This is a genomic window from Pseudomonas sp. ICMP 10191 (assembly GCF_001467335.1).
GTDB classification, from domain to species: Bacteria; Pseudomonadota; Gammaproteobacteria; order Pseudomonadales; family Pseudomonadaceae; genus Aquipseudomonas; species Aquipseudomonas cerasi.
Map to the genome: position 1 here is coordinate 184,402 of NZ_LKGW01000001.1, position 17,538 is coordinate 201,939.

17 protein-coding genes and 1 pseudogene are annotated in these 17,538 nt (G+C 59.5%); 9 read left to right on the forward strand and 9 right to left on the reverse strand.

The genetic code is table 11. The features are described 5' to 3' along the window. The first annotated feature begins 17 nt into the window (after positions 1-17). Positions 18-887 carry a TauD/TfdA dioxygenase family protein gene (locus AO388_RS00595; RefSeq protein WP_003371417.1) on the forward strand — a complete coding sequence of 290 codons (870 nt, stop codon included), beginning with the start codon at positions 18-20 and terminating at the stop codon, positions 885-887. A gap of 42 nt (positions 888-929) precedes the next feature. On the opposite strand, the gene AO388_RS00600 is transcribed toward AO388_RS00595, so the two are convergent. Further along, positions 930-1,445, reverse strand: coding sequence for a GNAT family N-acetyltransferase (locus AO388_RS00600; protein ID WP_003371419.1), 516 nt, complete (start codon positions 1,443-1,445; stop codon positions 930-932). Positions 1,446-1,599: 154 nt separating this feature from the next. Here AO388_RS00600 and AO388_RS00605 point away from each other — a divergent pair, with 154 nt between their 5' ends. The 3 genes and pseudogenes from AO388_RS00605 to AO388_RS30155 all read left to right on the forward strand — a co-directional run bounded on the left by AO388_RS00605 (position 1,600) and on the right by AO388_RS30155 (position 4,924). Then, a complete protein-coding gene (locus tag AO388_RS00605; protein WP_058415960.1) occupies positions 1,600-2,727 on the forward strand; it encodes a saccharopine dehydrogenase family protein in 1,128 nt (375 codons plus the stop codon). A 397-nt stretch (positions 2,728-3,124) separates the two neighbouring features. After that, a pseudogene (locus AO388_RS30150) lies at positions 3,125-4,018 on the forward strand (methyl-accepting chemotaxis protein); the annotation flags it as partial. Positions 4,019-4,219: 201 nt separating this feature from the next. Further along, on the forward strand, positions 4,220-4,924 hold the full coding sequence (locus tag AO388_RS30155; protein WP_371124565.1) for a methyl-accepting chemotaxis protein: 705 nt from the start codon (positions 4,220-4,222) through the stop codon (positions 4,922-4,924). Positions 4,925-5,130: 206 nt separating this feature from the next. On the opposite strand, the gene AO388_RS00615 is transcribed toward AO388_RS30155, so the two are convergent. After that, a complete protein-coding gene (locus AO388_RS00615) occupies positions 5,131-6,063 on the reverse strand; it encodes a DMT family transporter (protein ID WP_003371426.1) in 933 nt (310 codons plus the stop codon). A 74-nt stretch (positions 6,064-6,137) separates the two neighbouring features. Here AO388_RS00615 and AO388_RS00620 point away from each other — a divergent pair, with 74 nt between their 5' ends. Further along, entirely contained in the window at positions 6,138-6,992 is an 855-nt protein-coding gene (locus AO388_RS00620) for a LysR family transcriptional regulator (protein ID WP_058415911.1), read from the forward strand. 51 nt (positions 6,993-7,043) lie between these two features. Here AO388_RS00620 and AO388_RS00625 read toward each other — a convergent pair whose 3' ends face one another. Continuing rightward, complete coding sequence (locus AO388_RS00625; protein ID WP_002552793.1) at positions 7,044-8,060, reverse strand: 1-aminocyclopropane-1-carboxylate deaminase; 1,017 nt, start codon at positions 8,058-8,060, stop codon at positions 7,044-7,046. A gap of 186 nt (positions 8,061-8,246) precedes the next feature. On the opposite strand from AO388_RS00625, the gene AO388_RS00630 reads away from it, so the two are divergent. Both AO388_RS00630 and AO388_RS00635 read left to right on the forward strand, forming a co-directional pair. Further along, positions 8,247-8,753, forward strand: coding sequence for an Lrp/AsnC family transcriptional regulator (locus AO388_RS00630; protein ID WP_032609981.1), 507 nt, complete (start codon positions 8,247-8,249; stop codon positions 8,751-8,753). Between the two features lie 147 nt (positions 8,754-8,900). After that, on the forward strand, positions 8,901-9,809 hold the full coding sequence (locus tag AO388_RS00635) for a DUF808 domain-containing protein (RefSeq protein WP_058415912.1): 909 nt from the start codon (positions 8,901-8,903) through the stop codon (positions 9,807-9,809). A gap of 193 nt (positions 9,810-10,002) precedes the next feature. On the opposite strand, the gene AO388_RS00640 is transcribed toward AO388_RS00635, so the two are convergent. The 6 genes from AO388_RS00640 to puuE form a co-directional block, all read right to left on the reverse strand. Then, positions 10,003-10,788: an outer membrane protein OmpK gene (locus AO388_RS00640; RefSeq protein ID WP_003423373.1), complete on the reverse strand. Its 786-nt coding sequence runs from the start codon at positions 10,786-10,788 to the stop codon at positions 10,003-10,005. A gap of 364 nt (positions 10,789-11,152) precedes the next feature. Then, positions 11,153-12,445 carry a urate hydroxylase PuuD gene (locus AO388_RS00645; RefSeq protein ID WP_004413965.1) on the reverse strand — a complete coding sequence of 431 codons (1,293 nt, stop codon included), beginning with the start codon at positions 12,443-12,445 and terminating at the stop codon, positions 11,153-11,155. Between the two features lie 5 nt (positions 12,446-12,450). Next, positions 12,451-12,963, reverse strand: a complete 513-nt coding sequence (locus tag AO388_RS00650; protein ID WP_003371439.1) for an ureidoglycolate lyase — start codon at positions 12,961-12,963, stop codon at positions 12,451-12,453. A gap of 223 nt (positions 12,964-13,186) precedes the next feature. Next, entirely contained in the window at positions 13,187-14,182 is a 996-nt protein-coding gene (alc, locus tag AO388_RS00655) for an allantoicase (RefSeq protein WP_003371441.1), read from the reverse strand. A 41-nt stretch (positions 14,183-14,223) separates the two neighbouring features. Beyond that, the gene (gene uraD / locus AO388_RS00660) at positions 14,224-14,739 is read right to left on the reverse strand and encodes a 2-oxo-4-hydroxy-4-carboxy-5-ureidoimidazoline decarboxylase (RefSeq protein WP_003371443.1); all 516 of its coding nucleotides are present in this window, start codon (positions 14,737-14,739) and stop codon (positions 14,224-14,226) included. Then, positions 14,736-15,665, reverse strand: coding sequence for an allantoinase PuuE (puuE, locus tag AO388_RS00665; RefSeq protein WP_003371445.1), 930 nt, complete (start codon positions 15,663-15,665; stop codon positions 14,736-14,738). Before puuE ends, uraD begins: the two co-directional genes overlap by 4 nt. A gap of 398 nt (positions 15,666-16,063) precedes the next feature. Here puuE and uraH point away from each other — a divergent pair, with 398 nt between their 5' ends. Next, positions 16,064-16,417, forward strand: coding sequence for a hydroxyisourate hydrolase (gene uraH / locus AO388_RS00670; RefSeq protein ID WP_004413963.1), 354 nt, complete (start codon positions 16,064-16,066; stop codon positions 16,415-16,417). Positions 16,418-16,526: 109 nt separating this feature from the next. Then, on the forward strand, positions 16,527-17,276 hold the full coding sequence (locus tag AO388_RS00675) for a GntR family transcriptional regulator (RefSeq protein WP_004413961.1): 750 nt from the start codon (positions 16,527-16,529) through the stop codon (positions 17,274-17,276). Positions 17,277-17,538: the final 262 nt, after the last annotated feature.

Consider the following 17,538-nt stretch of genomic DNA (forward strand, 5'->3'; position numbering starts at 1 on the left):
CCTGAAGGTGAGGGATCATGGATCAAATGGCACTCAAGGCCATAGAAGGCATCGCAGGCGCCGTGCGTGCGCCGTATCAGAGCATCACGGTCGACCGCCTGACACCGATCATCGGTGCCGAGGTCAGCGGTGTCGATCTGTCGCAGCCACCCAGTGCGGAGCAGTTGACAGAAATTCGCCGGGCCTTTCTGGAAAATCATGTGCTGGTGTTTCGCGATCAGCACCTGACGGTCGAACAGCACAAGGCGTTCGGTCGACTGTTTGGTCCGTTGCGCGCCTTGCCGGTGGACAGCATCGATGGCGATGACCCGGAACTGGTCGTGGTGCGCGCCAATGCGCAATCGCGTTTCGCTGCGGGCGAGCTATGGCACACCGACGGCACCGCTGATCTGGAGCCGTCGATGGGCTCGATGCTGTACGTCAAGGAAACCCCCGCCATCGGCACCGGCGGCGACACACTGTTTGCCAACATGCACCTGGCCATTGAAATGCTCTCGCCGGCGATGCAGCAGTTTCTCGGCGGGCTGACAGCCATTCACGATGGCGAGATTCCGTGGAAAGGCTATCAGCCGCCCGCCAACCTTCCGAAAAGCGAACACCCAGTGGTGGTTCGTCACCCTGAAACCGGGCGCCGCAGCCTATTCGTGAATTCCGGGTTCACCTCGCATATCGTGCAACTCTCGCCCGGCGAGAGCCGCACCGTACTGAATATGCTGTTCGATCTGATCGCCCGCGAACCCTGCCTCAGTTGCCGCGTGCGCTGGGAACCGAACACGCTGGTGTTCTGGGATAACCGCTGCACCCAGCATCACGCGGTGTGGGATTACTTCCCACACTCGCGCTATGGCGAGCGAGTGACGATTCTCGGAGGGCGGCCCCAGGCCTGAAGGTGTTTGCGATTGACCGGCGAACGCCGGTCAGTTGCTTCATCAGCGCAGTGGCAGGTGGTATATCAGGTCGTCGAACCACTGATCGCCGATTTGATAGGCCTGCGGGACACGGCGCTCGAAGGTAAAGCCGCATTTCTCCAGAACCTTGCAGGAGGCGATGTTGCCGTCGGTCACGGTCGATTCCAGTGAATCCAGGCCGATGGCAGTTGCGTAGTCGATGATTGCGCGGCGTGACTCGGTGCCGAAGCCCTTGCCTTGATGTTCCGGCAGTAACAGACAGCCCACTTCGGCATGACCCGGCGACAGGATGCGAAAGCCGCTGACCCCCAGCTCTGCATCGTTTTGTGTGTCGGTGACCACCAGGCACAGCCAGTGATCGGACTCCGGCGTCCAGTCGGGGAGGCGATGATCGAAGCCTTTGCGGATCTGCGCTTCTTCGATTTCTCCGAATACGTAGCGCATGGTCTCGGGCTCGGAGTGCAGCCTGAAAAACAGCGGCCAGTCGCTGGCGAGCAGGGTCCGCAGATAAAGTCGTTCGGTGTGTAGTTCCAGCATCCGTTGCTCCCGGGACAATCAAAAAAGGCACAGGGTTTTGTACCCGGCCTGCGGCCAATGATCAATAATGCACGCGCATTTCATTGCCATTGCTCACGGCAATCGTGGCGCAACGAGGCAGGGTCACATCCTTCTGCAGGTCAGGGACGAGTCAATGGCATTTCGCGTATTGGTCATCGGCGGCTACGGCAACTTCGGCAGCCTTATCTGCAATCATCTGGCGATGATGCCGGACATCGAACTGGTCATTTCCGGTCGCGACCCGCGCAAGCTGGCGGAAAAGGTTGCCGCACTGCAAACGCTGGCTGGCAGATTCTGCGAGAGCTGGTGCGTGGACATCATGCAGGACGGCGCGGGCAGTGAGCTGGGTGAATTGGGCATTGATCTGCTTATCCACACGGCGGGGCCTTTTCAGGGGCAGTCGTATGCCGTGGCCCGGCATTGCATCGAGGCGGGTGTGAATTATTGCGACCTGGCGGATTGCCGGGCATTTGTCGCCGGTATCGCCAGCCTCGATGCCCAGGCGCGTGAGGCAGGTGTCAGCGTGCTGAGCGGTTGCAGCTCGGTGCCGACGCTTTCGGCGGCCATCATCGATCAGCATCGCCAGCGTTTTCTGCGCATCGATTCGATAGAGCATGGCATCTCCTCGGCAGCGAAAATGCCCGGTCTGTCGACCGTACGTGGCGTACTGGCCAATGCCGGGCGGCCGATCAGGCAACTGCGCAACGGCAAGGTCCACGAAGTCCATGGCTGGATGGACCTGACCCTGCGCCGGATGCCCGGCATGGGCACACGGCTGGTGGCCAATGTCGACGTCCCGGACCTGGATGTATTCGCGACACGCTATGCCGCGCAGCATCTGAGTTTCAAGGCCGGCTCCGCGCTCAAGGCCGGCGGCATCGCGACCTGGCTGCTGGCGCTGGCGATTCGCTGTGGGCTGCTGCGCGATCCTGCGTCGTGGGCCGAGCGCCTGTACCGTTGGGGCGCGCGCTTTGAACAGTGGGGTGATCGAAAGAGCGCGATGTACATCGATGTCGATGGCGTCGACCTCGCCGGCCAGCCGTTGTACATGCGTGCGCAATTGACTGCACTGAACGACAAGGGCCCGGAGATCCCCGGCAGTGCTGCCGTCGCGCTGAGCAGCAAAATGGCCGGTGGCTATCGCCCACAACCGGGCGCACGGGCCTGCGTCGGAGAAATCACCGTAGACGAGTACCTGGCAGCGATCAACGAGCCGGAAAACATCCGGCTGGATGTTCATTTCACCGACCGCAACGTCTGACGCTGTTGCCAATCTCCGATGGCTCCGTACAGGCGAAGATCAAGGCAGTTTCATTGCGTGATCTTCCGGTTTCGCGCGGTGCCAATCATCGGAAAAATTCTGCTCAGGCGATTTAAATAAATATTCATCATCGCGCGCCGGCCCCGTAATTCATGGGCTTCAGGGTGCCTTCGATTGGCGCGTGCGTGATTCCGATAACGTTAACTATCAAGTTAAATCTTTCAGCGCCGACTCACGGGTATTCCGAAAAATCAAAGGCACACATGCAATGAGCGCAAAATGGTTGGACAATCTGAAAGTCAGCAAGAAGCTCGGGCTGGGCTTTGCCGCTATTTTGCTCGGAGTACTGACCGTCACCGTCATCGGCTACTCCAGCACCAACCTGCTGATCGAGCGCATGGGCAAAAGCAGCAAGGTCGCCGAGATCAAGGCTGACGTCCTGAATGCCCGGATTGCTGCGCAAGCCTATGCGACCGGCCCTACCGCCGCAGGTGTGCAGAATTACGCCAGCGCGCTGGATACCTTGAGCCGCAGTGTCGATCAGGGCCTGCAGGTGTTCGTGATCTCGAGCAACCTCGCCAAGCTGCGCGAGATCAAGGAGCAGGTGGGCGGTCTGAAGCAGACGTTCGACCAATTGGTCGGCATCAATCAGAAAGTCGACGAGGCGTTGAAACCGATCATCAAGGTGTCCGATGACGTCAGCGCGACCTTCGAGAATCTGCTGAACAAGACCATTGACGACACCTTGCGCTCGCCAAATGAAACCGGCATCAGGCAGGTCAAGATCGCTGGCGACCTGCGTAACGGCATGACCAATTTCCGTCTGGTGTTTCGTCGCTACCTGAGCGTTCCGAATGCCGACAACCGTCAGGCCACCTATAAGGCCGCCGACGCCCTGATCGCACAAGTGGACGCCGCTCGCAGCCAATTGCCTGTCGAGGCAAATGCTGCAGTGGATGCCGCGCTGGTGGCGTTGAAACAATACAAGGTCCTGATGTCGTCGATTTCGGACATGCTTCAGCAGACCGAGCAGATCCGCAACGATCTGCAACAGCAATCCGTAGCGACCGCAGCCCGTGCCGATGATCTGGCAGCGCTGCAGGTCATCAGTGCCAAGAAGGAACAACAAACCGCTGTGGTGCAATTGCTCAGCGTAGCGCTGGTCGTGCTGCTGGTCGGCATCTTTGCTGCGTTCCTGATCACGCGTCAGATTACCGTACCTTTGAACAGCACCGTGATTGCGGCGCGCCGGATTGCCGACGGTGATCTGACCCATGACAGCAGCACCACCCGCCAGGACGAACTGGGCCTGCTGCAGAACACCATGCAGCACATGACTGTTTCGCTGCGCGGCCTGATCGGTGGCATCGGCAACGGTGTTACGCAGATCGCCACGGCGGCCGAACAATTGTCTGCGGTCAGCGAGCAGACCAGCGCGGGTGTCACCCTGCAGAAAAACGAAGTCGATCAGGTCGCCACTGCCATGAACGAAATGGCCTCTACCGTACAGGAAGTGGCGCGCAACACCGAAGACGCTTCGCAAGCCGCCAAACAGGCCAGCGAGCGCGCTGCTCACGGTAGCAGTGTGGTGCAGCATGCTACGCGCGAAATCGGGCAATTGGCCGGTGAAGTGCAGCAATTGGGTGAAGCCATGCAGCGTCTGACCGAAGACAGCGGCAAGATCGGCAGCGTGATTGACGTGATCAAAGCGGTCGCCGAGCAAACCAACCTGCTGGCGCTCAACGCAGCCATCGAGGCCGCAAGGGCAGGCGAGCAGGGTCGCGGTTTTGCCGTGGTGGCTGACGAAGTCCGCTCGCTGGCTCAACGTACGCAGAACTCCACAACTGAAATCGAAGCGCTGATCCAGGCGTTGCAAAAAGGTACAGGCGCCGCCTCGGGCCTGATGGACGCCAGCCTGCAGCGCACTGAAGGCACCGTGGTGCTGGCTCGTCAGGCCGAACAGGCGCTGGTGGAAATCAACCAGTCCATCGGCACCATCGAACAGATGAGTCAGCAGATTTCCGCCGCGGCCGAGCAACAGAGCGCCGTGACCGAAGAAATCAACCGCAGCGTACTCAGCGTTCGCGACATTGCCGATCAGTCCGCTTCTGCCACTGAGCAAAGCGCTGCGTCGACCGTCGAGCTGGCCCGTCTGGGCAGCGATTTGCAGAGCATGGTCGCGCGTTTCAAGATTTAACCTGCGCCAGGCTCTGTACGAAAAGTCGGCGAGCGAAGGTCAGGCGAGGCAAAAACAGGCGAGGAACGGCCGGGGTCGCGTTCGACTCTACGTGTTGTAAATGAGCATTCCGATTGGACTCGCCCCCGAGCCTGTTTTTAACGAAGCATCACCGAGCGCAGCCACTTTTCTTACAGAGCCTAAGCAAAGTCGGCCTCCTGACCCCATCAGGAGGCCGACTGCCGTTGTTCCGCCCGCACCACCATCCACACGCCGATACCTGACACCGCCATGCCTGACGCCATCTGCCAGGACAGCGGTTCGTCGAACATTGCCCAGGCCCAGAGCATCGTCACCGGTGGGCTGAGGTACAGCACGCTGGCGACGCGGGTCGCCGTCGCGCGGCGCAGACACACCCAATACAGTCCGTACCCGCCCAGGGTTGCCAGCCCCACCGTCCATAGCACGCTCAGCGCAAAGCCGGTACTGGCTACAGGCGCCAGGCTGCCCTGTGTGCCCTGAATAATCGCGAAGGCCATGCTGGAAACAGCGCATTGCAGCCACAGGTTGGGCAGCAGTGCCATAGGCTGTGCGGTGCTGGACTGTTTCTGCCACAGCGTCGCGATGGCCAGTGACAACATGCCCAGCAGCGGCAGGCCGTAGGCCCACAACGGTGCGTCACCTACCGCCAGCGCGCTGTAGGTCACCAGCACTACACCGATCAGCCCGACCAACAGTCCCGCCCAGATTTGCCAGGCCAGCCGTTGTCCGAGCACCACTGCCGCCAGGAGCGCCATGCCCATGGGCAACAAATCGGCAAACAGTGCGGCGAGTCCGGCGGGCACGCCCAGCGCAATGCCCTGCGTGACACCGGCGACGTAGCCGGCCATGGCCAGCAGGCCGATACCTGCGTTTTTCAGCAGCGTGGCCGGCGCGATCGATCTAAGTTGCCTGGCGACAAAAGGCAGCAGGATCAGGGTGACCACCACACAGCGCCAGAACACCACCAGCAGCGGCGGCGCATGTTCCAGCGAAAAGCGTGCGCCGACGAAGCCCGAACTCCAGGTCAGAACCAGCGCAGCTTCAAGCAGGGGCAAGGGAATGGCCTGGTGCCAGGCAGGCCGCGAGACGCTCGGAGCAATCGACAGGTATGGGTTCATGGACGCAGGTTACGAAAACGGCGTAGTCTAATAAATCAAAATTAAATGCATGACTTATTCAGGAAATCTGAATCATGACGGCCATTCTCGACATCGAACTGGTGCGCACCTTCCATGCGGTGGCGCGGATAGGAAAGTTTTCGGCGGCTGCCGAACAACTTCATAAAAGCCCGGCAGCAGTAAGTGTGCATATCCAGCGCCTCGAGGCCGTAGCGGGCGGGCGCTTGCTCAACCGTGACAACCAGGCGGTGTCGCTGACGCCACTGGGCAAGCGCCTGCTGTTGTCGACGACAGAGTTGCTGTCCACGCATGACCGGGTGCTGGCGGATCTGCAAGGTACTCATCTGGCCGGACGCATCACGCTGGGGGTTCCGGATGAGTACGCCGTGCATGTCATTCGCGACATCCTGCCAGTGTTCGCGGCCGCGTGGCCCAATGTCGTGCTGGAGTTGAAATCCGCACCCAGCTACGCCCTGCGCGAGCAGGTTGCGCGCGGCAAGTTGCAGACAGCAGTGATCGCGCAACCCAAAGGGCAGCTGAGTGCTGATACGCAGTTTCTGGTATCGACCAAGCCGGTCTGGGTCGGGCCGGCCAGTGCCGCACTGGGATCTGCGGACCCGTTGCCGCTGGCGATTCACGCAGCGCAATGTCCTTATCGTGGAGCCATGCTGGCGTCACTCAAAGACAACGGCCGCAAAACCCGTGTGGTTCTCGAAAGCCCGTCCAACCAGGCGATCAAAGCCTGTGTGGAAGCGGGTCTGGCGATCAGCCTCATCGATCGGAGCGGGGTCACGGAAGCCATGCAGATTCTCGATGACCTGCCTGAAATACCCGAGCACGAAATCGTCTTCCTGCGCTCGCTGTCGTCGCAGAACGACGAGGCGGTGAGCCTGCTGGCGCAGGCGCTGCAGAAGTATTTTCGGGTTTAGCCGGGAACACTGCAGCCGAAGTGTGTTATCGACTGCAGGAACGCTTTCGGCTCAACCGTCCTTGAACAGGAAGCTGTAGGCATTCAACGCCGGCACGCCGCCCAGGTGGGCGTAGAGCACTTTCGAGCCTTCGGGGAATTCGCCGTTGCGCACCATGTCGATCATGCCGTGCATGGATTTGCCTTCGTAGACCGGGTCGGTCAACACGCCCTCCAGGCGGGCGCAGAGGCGGATGGCTTCGAGGGTGCCATCGTTCGGCAGGCCGTATTCCGGGTAGGCATAGCGGGTGTCGAGCACCACGTCTTCGGCGGTGATTTCGCGGCCCAGCTCCACCAGTTTTGCGGTGTTCTGAGCGATACGCAGAACCTGCGCGCGGGTCTTTTCCGGTTTGGCTGACGCGTCGATACCGATCACACGCTGTGCCCGGCCATCGGCAGCGAATCCCACCAGCATGCCTGCGTGAGTACTGCCGGTTACCGAGCAGACCACGATGTAGTCGAACTTGAAGCCCAGTTCTTCTTCCTGCTGGCGCACTTCATCGGCAAAACGCACGAACCCCAGGCCGCCATAAGGGTGCTCCGAGCAGCCCGCTGGAATCGGAAACGGTTTGCCGCCGCTTTCCTCGACGTCGGCCATGGCCTTTTCCCAACTCGGGCGAATGCCGATATCGAAGCCTGCCGAATCCAGGCGCACATCGGCGCCCATGATGCGCGACATCTCGATATTGCCGACCCGGTCGTACAACGCGTCGGAATAGTTGACCCAATTCTCCTGAACCAGCACGCACTTCATGCCCAGATGCGCCGCGACGGCTGCCACCTGACGGGTCTGGTTGGACTGGATGCCACCGATCGACACCAATGTGTCGTAGCCGCCGTCGATGGCTTCCGGCACCAGGTATTCCAGTTTGCGGGTCTTGTTGCCGCCGAAGGCCAGACCGCTGTTGCAATCCTCGCGCTTGGCGTACAGCTCGACCTTGCCGCCCAGATGCTCACTCAAGCGTTTCAGTGGGGTAATGGGCGAGGGGCCGAAGGTCAGAGGGTAGCGCTTGAACTTGCTCAGGTTCATATCGGGTCTCCGTTGATAAGTTGATCCGGGCATTGAAGGTGGAACTCGATGTGTTTATCGAGCGGCCCGGCATGGCTCCCATCATAGGAAAACTGCGAATAATCGTGGTTGCAAAGAATTGTCTATCTACAAAATAAACGTTAGCCTGAACACAACTAAACAGACTTTTATTCTGTGAATTTCATTATGAAAGCAATAAATGAACGCACTAAAAAGTCCGGTGCTGACATGACGCCGCTGCTGGACAGGATTGACCGCGCCATCCTCAAGACCCTGCAACGTGACGCGTCCATTTCCAATGTGGCACTTGCCGAGAAGGTCAAACTGAGTCCGCCTGCGTGCCTGCGGCGCGTCGAGCGGCTGAAAGAGGCGGGCGTGATCAAGGGCGTGGTGGCGTTGCTCAATGGCGATGTTCTGGACGCAGGCATGGTGGTGCTGATCGGTGTCGTACTGGACCGCTCGACACCGGATTCATTTGCTCAATTCGAAGCCGCCGCGCAGAAAGTTTCCGGCTGTATGGAGTTTCATGTCGTCACCGGCGAGTTCGACTACTTCATGTTGCTGCGCACCAAGGACAGTCAGAGCTTCAACCGCCTGCACGCCGAACAGTTACTGTACTTGCCCGGTGTCAGACAGATCCGTTCGTTCATGGGGCTGCGTCAGGTCGTTTCCACGACACAGTTGCCCATTTGACGGGTTTCGGCGTGGCCTGTTTGCTGCATGCAGCGTCAAACGTTCACGTCTGACCAAGGTCAGAGTTGCTGACTGCCACACGATTGACTCTGGCGCATGATTCAATCAGCGCCGTTTCTTTTTTTTACTTGCTCAAGGATTTTCATTTTGGCTGCTGGAAGCTTGCTTACCCTGCTTGACGATATTGCGACGTTGCTCGATGACGTGGCGCTGGCCACGAAGAAGACGGCGGGTGTGCTGGGTGATGATCTGGCGCTCAATGCCCAGCAGGTCACCGGTGTTTCAGCGGATCGCGAATTGCCGGTTGTCTGGGCCGTGGCCAAGGGGTCACTGCTCAACAAGGCCATTCTGGTTCCGGCAGCGCTGTTGATCAGTGCCTTCGCACCCTGGGCTATTCTGCCGTTGCTGATGATCGGCGGTGCGTTTCTGTGCTTCGAGGGCTTCGAGAAAATCGCCCATAAATGGCTGCATCCCGAAACCGGTGAAGAGCATGAGCAGCGCAAGCAGGCGTCGACGGATGCGTCCGTGGACATGGTGGCGTTCGAAAAGGAGCGCGTAAAAGGCGCGATTCGCACGGACTTCATTCTTTCGGCGGAAATCATCGTGCTCGCGCTGGGCGTGGTCTCGGCCAGACCCTTCATGGATCAGGTCGGTGTGCTGGTCATCGTCGCAGTGCTGATTACCGTAGGGGTCTACGGGCTGGTGGCCGGTATCGTCAAACTCGATGACCTGGGCCTGTACCTGAAGAAAAGTGCAGCTTCGGTGTCACAAAAGATCGGTGCCGGCCTGCTGTGGCTGGCACCGGTGTTGATGAAAGTGCTGTCGATCGTCGGTACTGCCGCCATGTTCATGGTCGGCGGCGGGATCCTGGTCCACGGCCTGCCGTTCGCTCATCATTGGGTCGAAGGCGTGACTGAAGCGGCAGCCGGTACGGTTGGCGGTCTGTCGATGATCGTTCCGACGCTGATCGATGCTGTTGCCGGGATCATTGCCGGTGCCGTGCTGGTGCTGGTCGTGACGCTGGTTGGCAAGGTCTGGAAAGCTGCGAAGGAGTGAGTGGAGGCGGTCTCCACACTTCTGATCCAGGGCCGTGGGGGGCGAGCCGGGTGACGCTTGGCTTGCTTGCGAAGGGGCTGGTACAGCCAACCGAAGGGTGTCTGAAACACCGCCTTCGCGAGCAAGCTCGCTCCCCAGAGACCTATGTAACGTAGAGCTTGGGAGTGAGCGTCATCACCGTCAAACAACGTGCTTAGAAGAACACCTTCACCAGCAAACTCGCGGTGTTCTGATCGGTGTCGAAGGAGCTGGTGTCCTTGATACCGTATTTGTTGGTCCAGTAGTCGTACTCAATACCCACGTAGAGCTGCCGCTCCGGATAATTCAGTGCCTTGCCCAGGTCATACTTGATCTGCGGGTTGAAGTGCAGGTTGGAGTGGTAAGTGCCACGCGAGGTTTTGTCGTTGTCGACCACCCAGTCCATGAAGCCGTCGATCAGCACATCCGATTTGCCCACCGGGATGGTGTAGGACCACACCGGAGTGATCTGCCACACGCCGTCGCCCGGGCGATTGCCTTCGGTCTGGCGCTGGTAGAAGTTAAGCTGGAAGTAGTCGAAACCCGGGATCTTCAGGTCGAACGCCGGACCGATCAGGTACGACTCGTTATCGCCTTCACCGAACTCGTAAGTTGCGGCAATCAGCACATCGCTGATCGGCCCGAACTCGAACTTCTGGCCGAAGATCTTGCCCAGCGACAGGCGTGGCGAGAACTCGCCGTAATAGGTGTTATCGCCAGCGGTTGCGTCTTTCTTGCCGTTGTAGAAGATCTTGTCGACGAAGAAGAAGTTGTCGCCGTACTTCCAGCTGTCCGCGTGCTCAAAGGTAAAGGTCTGCTGATTTTCCGGGTTGACAGCAAAGTCTCGTCCATTGAGATAGGTCAGGCTATTACTCTGCCACTGGAAGATATCCCCTGCCATGGCGGGTGCGGCAGCCAGCAGACTGCTGGCCAGTAATGCACTGGAAATCGTACGGTTCATGCGGTGAGCCCCTTGATGTAGATCGTGATTTTTTCGGACTGGCGCTCTATGCGTGACGCCTTGTCGGTGGTTGCAATAATTTGTCTGTCTGGTCAGCTTTGTGTTGTTAGCAAGAGCTGCGCCAATCAGTGAAAAAAAGTTTAAGTAACCCTTAAAACCGATATCGAAGTGTCGATTTCAGGTCTTTTTTTCCAATGCACAGCGTTCTGCGTGCCGTTCAGCCAGTGGGCCGCCCGGTCGGGTTCAGTTAGCGGGAAGTGGTGGGCGGGTTGGCAGCGGCGGCGGAGGATACTGACTCGCGTCGCCGTGCTCAAGTGCTCCAGAGCAGGGCGCCTGGAGCGAAAACAGGGCAATGCCCGTTGCTTCAGTTGATGTGTGCGCCCTGATCGATCCAGGCGCCTACCAGATCACGTTCCTGCTGGGTCATCTGGGTAATATTGCCCAGCGGCATGATCGGCGCGGTGATCGCCTGCGCCTTGATACGCGGCGCCTGTTGCTGGATCTGCTCAGGCGTATCGAACATCACGCCGGCCGGAGCGACGCTGAACAACTGACTGGTAGGCGTGGCCGAGTGACAGACCGAGCAACGTTGCCGAATGACGTCGTGCACCGTGTTGAAGTCTGCACCTGCCACCTTGGCAGGTTCGGGCTGGGCAGACGCTGCCTGGGCAGGCGCAGCGGCGGGTTGCGCAGGTTGCTCATCAGCCCGATGACCGCCGACCGCTGTACCGGGCAGTGGCTGATAGACGATCCTGGCCGGTGGTTGCGCAGGGCCGGTGACATACGCCAGGCACAGCATGCCCAGCGCCGCGACCGGCAGGGTCCAGGCGAAGCGGTGGCTGTTGTGCCGCGTATTGAAGTAATGGCGGACCAGCACGGCCAGCAGCGCGATGCCTGCGAGAATCAGCCAGTTGTACTCACTGCCGTAAGTGCTTGGAAAGTGATTGCTGATCATGATGAACAGCACAGGCAGAGTGAAGTAGTTGTTGTGCCGTGAACGTAACAGGCCCTTTGCCGGCAGGCTTGGGTCCGGCGTACGGTTCTCGGCAATGGCGGCTACCAGCGCGCGCTGGGCCGGCATGATGATGCGGAACACGTTGCCGACCATGATGGTGCCCATGATCGCGCCCACATGCAGATAGGCACCGCGACCGCTGAACACTTTGCTGAACCCGTATGCCGCCGCGACCAGCAGCACGAACAGGACCACGCCCAGCAGGGCAGGGCGCTTGCCCAGTGGCGAGTCACACAGAAAGCTGTAGATGAACCAGCCGACGAACAACGAACCCAGGCCGATGTGCACGCCCTCGGCACCACTCAGGCTGCTGCCCGGTGCCAGCAGGTACAGCGTCGGGTTGGCGTAGAACACCACGCACAACAGCGCGACCCCTGACAGCCAGGTCGAATAGGCTTCCCATTTGAACCAGTGCAGATTCTCCGGCATGGTCGGCGGTGCGAGCTTGTACTTCTCCAAGTGGTAGATGCCGCCGCCGTGGATCGCCCACAGATCACCCGACAGGCCTTCACGCGGGTTACTGCGGTTGAGGTTGTTCTCCAGCCAGACGAAGTAGAACGATGCGCCGATCCAGGCGACGCCGACAATCATGTGAATCCAGCGCACGCCCAGATTCAGCCATTCCATCATATGTGCCAGCACGGTGTTTACCCTTCCAGTGGGTGGGGATCGAGAACCAGCAACTGGCTCTCGGCAAAGTAATGCTCGTCGCAGTTGTTGCCTTCGCCACTGCGATCAACCACCAGGAAGTCATCCCGCTTTTCGATCGTCAGCACCGGATGGTGCCAGACGCCGCGATGGTAATTGACACCCTGCCTGCCGTTCGACACGAAGGCGCGGGTCAGCTCTGATTCAGGCACATCGCCAACCGGCGCGACCACGATCAGAAAGGGGTTGCCGAGCAACGGCACGAACGCCTGACTGCCCAGCGGATGACGCTCCAGCATGCCGATGGTCAACGGCATCGGCAGCGCTTCGGCGCGGAAGATGCTGATGATCGCCTTGTCTTCCGGCTGCGCGGTCTGCACATCAGCCAGACGATGAAAGCGCATGGTCGAGCCGTTATTGATCATGAAGTGATCGCTGCCGTCGGTTTCAATCACATCACCGAATGGCGCAAAGGCTTCCTTGGTCAGTGGCTCGATTATCAGTTTGCGCATGCGGGTTCTTCTTCAATGGTTTTGAGGGTGGGTCGTTTGCACATTCGTATTGATGACTATCGTGCCAATGCTCTGCGTTGGCATGCATTTCGTGACGCTCTGCGTCACAACTCTACGCCGCGCCACACATACTCAAGACTGGACGCAGAGCGTCCGGAACTGCATTCCCACGCAGAGCGTGGGAACGATAGCCTGTTGCCTTCTGCTGACTTCCGACGCGTTGTTACCTGGCCACCTTGCCCAGTACTCGCAGGCGGCTCACGCCCCCGTCCGGGAATACGTTCAGGCGGATGTGGGTGATCGGGCCGATCGCCTTGATCTGCTCGGCGAACTCGTGTTCTGCGTGCATGGTCAGCTTCTGGCTGGGCAGCAACTCGCGCCAGAACAGGCTCTGGGTTTCGATCTGGCTGTCGGTGCCACCCTTGACCAGAGCGCCCTGAATCGAGCAGCTGTCCGGGTAGTTACCTTTGAAGTGCAGGGTATCGACGATGACTTTCTCGACTTCGCCCTTATGCCCGAGTGCCACAATCACCCAATCGTTGCCGGGTGTGCGGCGGCGCGCGGTTTCCCAGCCGTCGCCCATGTTCACACCGCGCCCAGGGTTGAGGATATTGCTCATGCTGCCGTAATGTTCATCGGAGCAGGCAATCGATCGGCCGCCATTGAGCGCTGCAACCAGATCGATCTGCTCGTCCTCGCTGACTTTCGACCAGTCGCGATGCGGCACACCGTACACGCGCAGACGCGCGACGCCGCCATCCGGGTAGATGTTGAAGCGCAGGTGGCTGAACGCCTGATCGTTGCTGATCTCGTGGTAATGATGGCTGTTGCCTTGCAGCTCCACAGACGGCAGCACTTCGGTCCAGGCAGTGTTTTCATCGGGCTCGCCCGACGCCAGGAAGCACGCCTCCAGCGACGCGGAAGGCGGGAAGTTGCCGGTGAAAAACGAGGTGTCGATGTCCACACCCTTGATGGTTCCTGCCACACCGAGGCGAATCACTGCGCTGTCGTACCCTTCGAAACGCTTGCGGCGCGACTCCCAGCCGTCCATCCACTTGCCGTTGTCGTCGAACACGCCTTCTTTCCAGACGGCCGGGGTCGGCTGGAACAGCCGGTTGGCGTCGGCGAACCAGTCATCGGTGACCGAAAGGATTTTGGTGCCCAGACGTGCGTCGGCCAGGTTCACGAACTTCTCGAACGGTGCGGCGTAAACTTTCATGCTCTTTGTCTGCCTTCTGAATACGGTTATGACTGCGACGCTCAAAGCGCCTGTAGACGAAACAGTGCGATCTTGTTGATCTCGGCCAGGGCGCAAGCAAACTCGGCCTCGGGCGAGTGGTGGATGCGTTGTTCGAACGCTGCCAGAATTTTGTGCCTGTCGCTGCCCTTGACCGCCATGATGAACGGAAAGCCGAAGCGGGCCTTGTAAGCCTCGTTCAGCTCGGTAAAGCGCTGGAACTCCTCAGGCGTGCAGTGGTGGATACCGGCGCCGGCCTGTTCATCGGTACTGGCCTGAGTCAGCTCGCCCTGGACGGCAGCCTTGCCTGCCAGGTCCGGGTGGGCATTGATCAGTGCCAGTTGTTGCTCGTGTGTGGCACCCAGCAGGATCTCGCTCATGCGTGCGTGAAGGGTCTCGACCTGATCGAGATGCGCGCCTGTGCTTTGGTCGAACGCTTGCTGCGCGACCCACGTTGAGTGTTCGTAGATATCGGCAAAGGCCGCGATGAACGCCTCCCGGCCCAGGCTTGAAGGTGTCAGTGTCTTGAACGTGCTCATTGCTCGGCCTTGCCGCTAAACGGATGTTCAGTGTGCCAGTGCCGGGCGATATCGACACGACGAGTGAACCACACCTGCTCATGGCCTTTGGCGTACTCGATGAAACGCTTGAGTGCGGCGAGGCGGGCGGGGCGGCCGATCAGGCGGCAATGCAGGCCGATGGAAAGCATCTTCGGTGCGTCTTCGCCTTCGGCATACAGCACGTCGAACGCATCCTTGAGGTACTGAAAGAACTGCTCGCCATTGTTGAAGCCCTGCACCTGGGTGAAACGCATGTCGTTGGTGTCCAGGGTGTACGGAATCACCAGATGAGGCTTACCGGTCGGGTTGTTCGGCTCCCAGTACGGCAGGTCGTCGTCGTAGGTGTCGCAATCATAGAGAAACCCGCCTTCCTCCATGACCAGGCGCCGGGTGTTGGGGCCGGTGCGCCCGGTGTACCAGCCCAACGGCCGTTCGCCGCTGATGTCGGTGAGGATCTGGATCGCCTGGCGCATGTGCTCACGCTCCTGGGCTTCGTCCATGTTCTGGTAGTCGATCCAGCGATAGCCGTGGCTGCAGATCTCATGACCTTCGGCGACCATGGCGCGGATTACATCCGGATGACGTTGCGCGGCCATGGCCACGGCAAAAATGGTCAGGGGGATATCGAACTGCCTGAACAGCTTGAGAATGCGCCACACACCGGCGCGGCTGCCGTACTCGTACAGCGACTCCATGCTCATGTTGCGCTGGCCCTGGAGTGGCTGCGCGGCAACCATCTCGGACAGAAAGGCTTCTGATTCCTTGTCGCCATGTAGAATATTGCGCTCGCCACCTTCCTCGTAATTCAGCACGAAAGACAAGGCAATGCGCGCATTACCCGGCCAGCGTGGGTGAGGCGGGTTGTTGCCGTAACCGATCAGGTCGCGTGGGTAGTCAGCGCTCACTGCAAGCTTCCTTTTTCTACATGGGGTGCGTTGGATGCGTTAAGTCAGGTGCAATGCCAAGAGCGGTCAAGGCACTGCTGGGTCAAGATTGTATACAATTTTGTTTTCAGCTTGTAACCCTGTACGTTTCTGCACCGAAGCGTCTTGGTAGGCGTAAAACAAGCAAGAAACCTGCCTGACTGGTCAGCTAATCGTAAAAAACCTGATATTTTTCCTCTGCTTCCTATATCTCTGGCCAATCCTGCGCCCAGCCGGCGTCCTGGCCACGGGCTGTTGAACGATCAGGAATTTATTGTGTACAGCTTTTCCCGAAAGTGTCTTAATCGGTCGCAATCGCACGATGTAGAGCACTTCATTGGTGCACTGCTTGACCATGGCCGGATGTGAGGAGTGAAGTTTTGGGAAAATTGACCACACATGTACTGGATGCCGCCCACGGCTGCCCAGGCAGCGCCATCCACATAGAGCTGTACCGGGTCGAAGGCCAGCAACTGCTGCACGTTGTCAGTGCGCTCACCAATAGCGACGGGCGTTGCGATGCGCCGCTGCTGCAGGGCGAGGCCTATCAATCCGGCGTCTATCAGTTGCACTTCAAGGCTGGCGATTATTACCGCGCGCGGGGCGTGGCCCTGAATGAGCCTGCCTTTCTCGATGAGGTGGTGCTGCGCTTCGGCATTGATGCAGGTCAGGAACACTTTCATGTGCCGCTGTTAATCTCGCCATACAGCTACTCGACGTACAGGGGCAGCTGAATACCTCTTGCCCGCCCACACTGCGGGCTTTTTTTGCGCGTGTCTGCGCTTTTGCCCTGTGTACAATGCGCCAGTCCCGATGCCGTCATCCACCTGCGCACGAGTGCCCATGAACGACCAGTCCCTGCCCCTCAAGAAACAGCCGCGCAGCCTTGGCTCAAGCCGTAACGTCACGCAGGACGATGTCGTTTACGAACATGTCTTCGATGCCATTCTGGAACAGCGGCTGGCGCCGGGTACCAAATTGAGTGAAGAGGCGCTGGGCGAGATTTTCGGTGTGAGCCGTACCATCATTCGTCGCGCCCTGTCGCGGTTGGGCCATGAGGGCGTCGTGCTGCTGCGCCCCAACCGTGGCGCGGTGGTCGCCAGCCCCAGCGTTGAAGAGGCGCGGCAGGTGTTTTTCGCCCGGCGTATGGTCGAGAAGGCAATCACTGAACTGGCGGTCGAGCACGCCACTGCCGAGCAACTGGCCGAGCTGCGCCAGATGGTCAGCGACGAGCGCGACAGCTTCGCCCGCGGTGATCGGGGTGCCGGTATTCGTTTGTCCGGCGAATTCCATCTTCAGTTGGCCGTGGCCGCTAGAAACGCGCCGCTGATCAGCTTCCAGCGCAGCCTGGTGTCGCAGACCTCGCTGATCATTGCCCAGTACGAAACCGGCAATCGCACGCACTGTTCCTACGATGAGCACAACCAGTTGATCGACGCCATCGAAGCCCGCAATGCGGCACTGGCCGTCGAATTGATGATGCATCACATGGACCACATCGACAGCAAACTCAACCTTGACGAAGACAGCGCCACGGATGATTTGCATGCGGTGTTCTCGCACGTCATGGGCCGGAAAAAACCGGGCCGTTGAGGCTGTGTGGATGAACAATTATCGTGCGACGCAGAGCGTCGCGACCTGCATTCCCACGCGGAGCGTGAGGAACGATCATCTCAACTATCGTGCTGATGTCCTGCGTCGGTCTGAACAGACAATCCGATTATCGTGCGACGCTCCGCGTCGTCATGCCGTTCCGGACGCTCTGCGTCCTCTTGGCGACGCAGAGCGTCGAGACCTGCATTCCCACGCGGAGCGTGAGGAACGATCGTCTCAACTATCGTGCTGATGTTCTGCG

Coding starts and splice junctions, on each gene's coding strand:
- AO388_RS00620 (WP_058415911.1), top strand. CDS start 6,138: ATGACGGCCATTCTCGACATCGAACTGGTGCGCACCTTCCATGCGGTG.
- AO388_RS00615 (WP_003371426.1), bottom strand. CDS start 6,063: ATGAACCCATACCTGTCGATTGCTCCGAGCGTCTCGCGGCCTGCCTGG.
- AO388_RS00630 (WP_032609981.1), top strand. CDS start 8,247: ATGAAAGCAATAAATGAACGCACTAAAAAGTCCGGTGCTGACATGACG.
- uraD (WP_003371443.1), bottom strand. CDS start 14,739: ATGAGCACGTTCAAGACACTGACACCTTCAAGCCTGGGCCGGGAGGCG.
- alc (WP_003371441.1), bottom strand. CDS start 14,182: ATGAAAGTTTACGCCGCACCGTTCGAGAAGTTCGTGAACCTGGCCGAC.
- AO388_RS00600 (WP_003371419.1), bottom strand. CDS start 1,445: ATGCTGGAACTACACACCGAACGACTTTATCTGCGGACCCTGCTCGCC.
- AO388_RS00625 (WP_002552793.1), bottom strand. CDS start 8,060: ATGAACCTGAGCAAGTTCAAGCGCTACCCTCTGACCTTCGGCCCCTCG.
- AO388_RS00675 (WP_004413961.1), top strand. CDS start 16,527: ATGAACGACCAGTCCCTGCCCCTCAAGAAACAGCCGCGCAGCCTTGGC.
- AO388_RS00640 (WP_003423373.1), bottom strand. CDS start 10,788: ATGAACCGTACGATTTCCAGTGCATTACTGGCCAGCAGTCTGCTGGCT.
- AO388_RS00595 (WP_003371417.1), top strand. CDS start 18: ATGGATCAAATGGCACTCAAGGCCATAGAAGGCATCGCAGGCGCCGTG.
- AO388_RS00650 (WP_003371439.1), bottom strand. CDS start 12,963: ATGCGCAAACTGATAATCGAGCCACTGACCAAGGAAGCCTTTGCGCCA.
- AO388_RS00605 (WP_058415960.1), top strand. CDS start 1,600: ATGGCATTTCGCGTATTGGTCATCGGCGGCTACGGCAACTTCGGCAGC.
- AO388_RS30155 (WP_371124565.1), top strand. CDS start 4,220: ATGGCCTCTACCGTACAGGAAGTGGCGCGCAACACCGAAGACGCTTCG.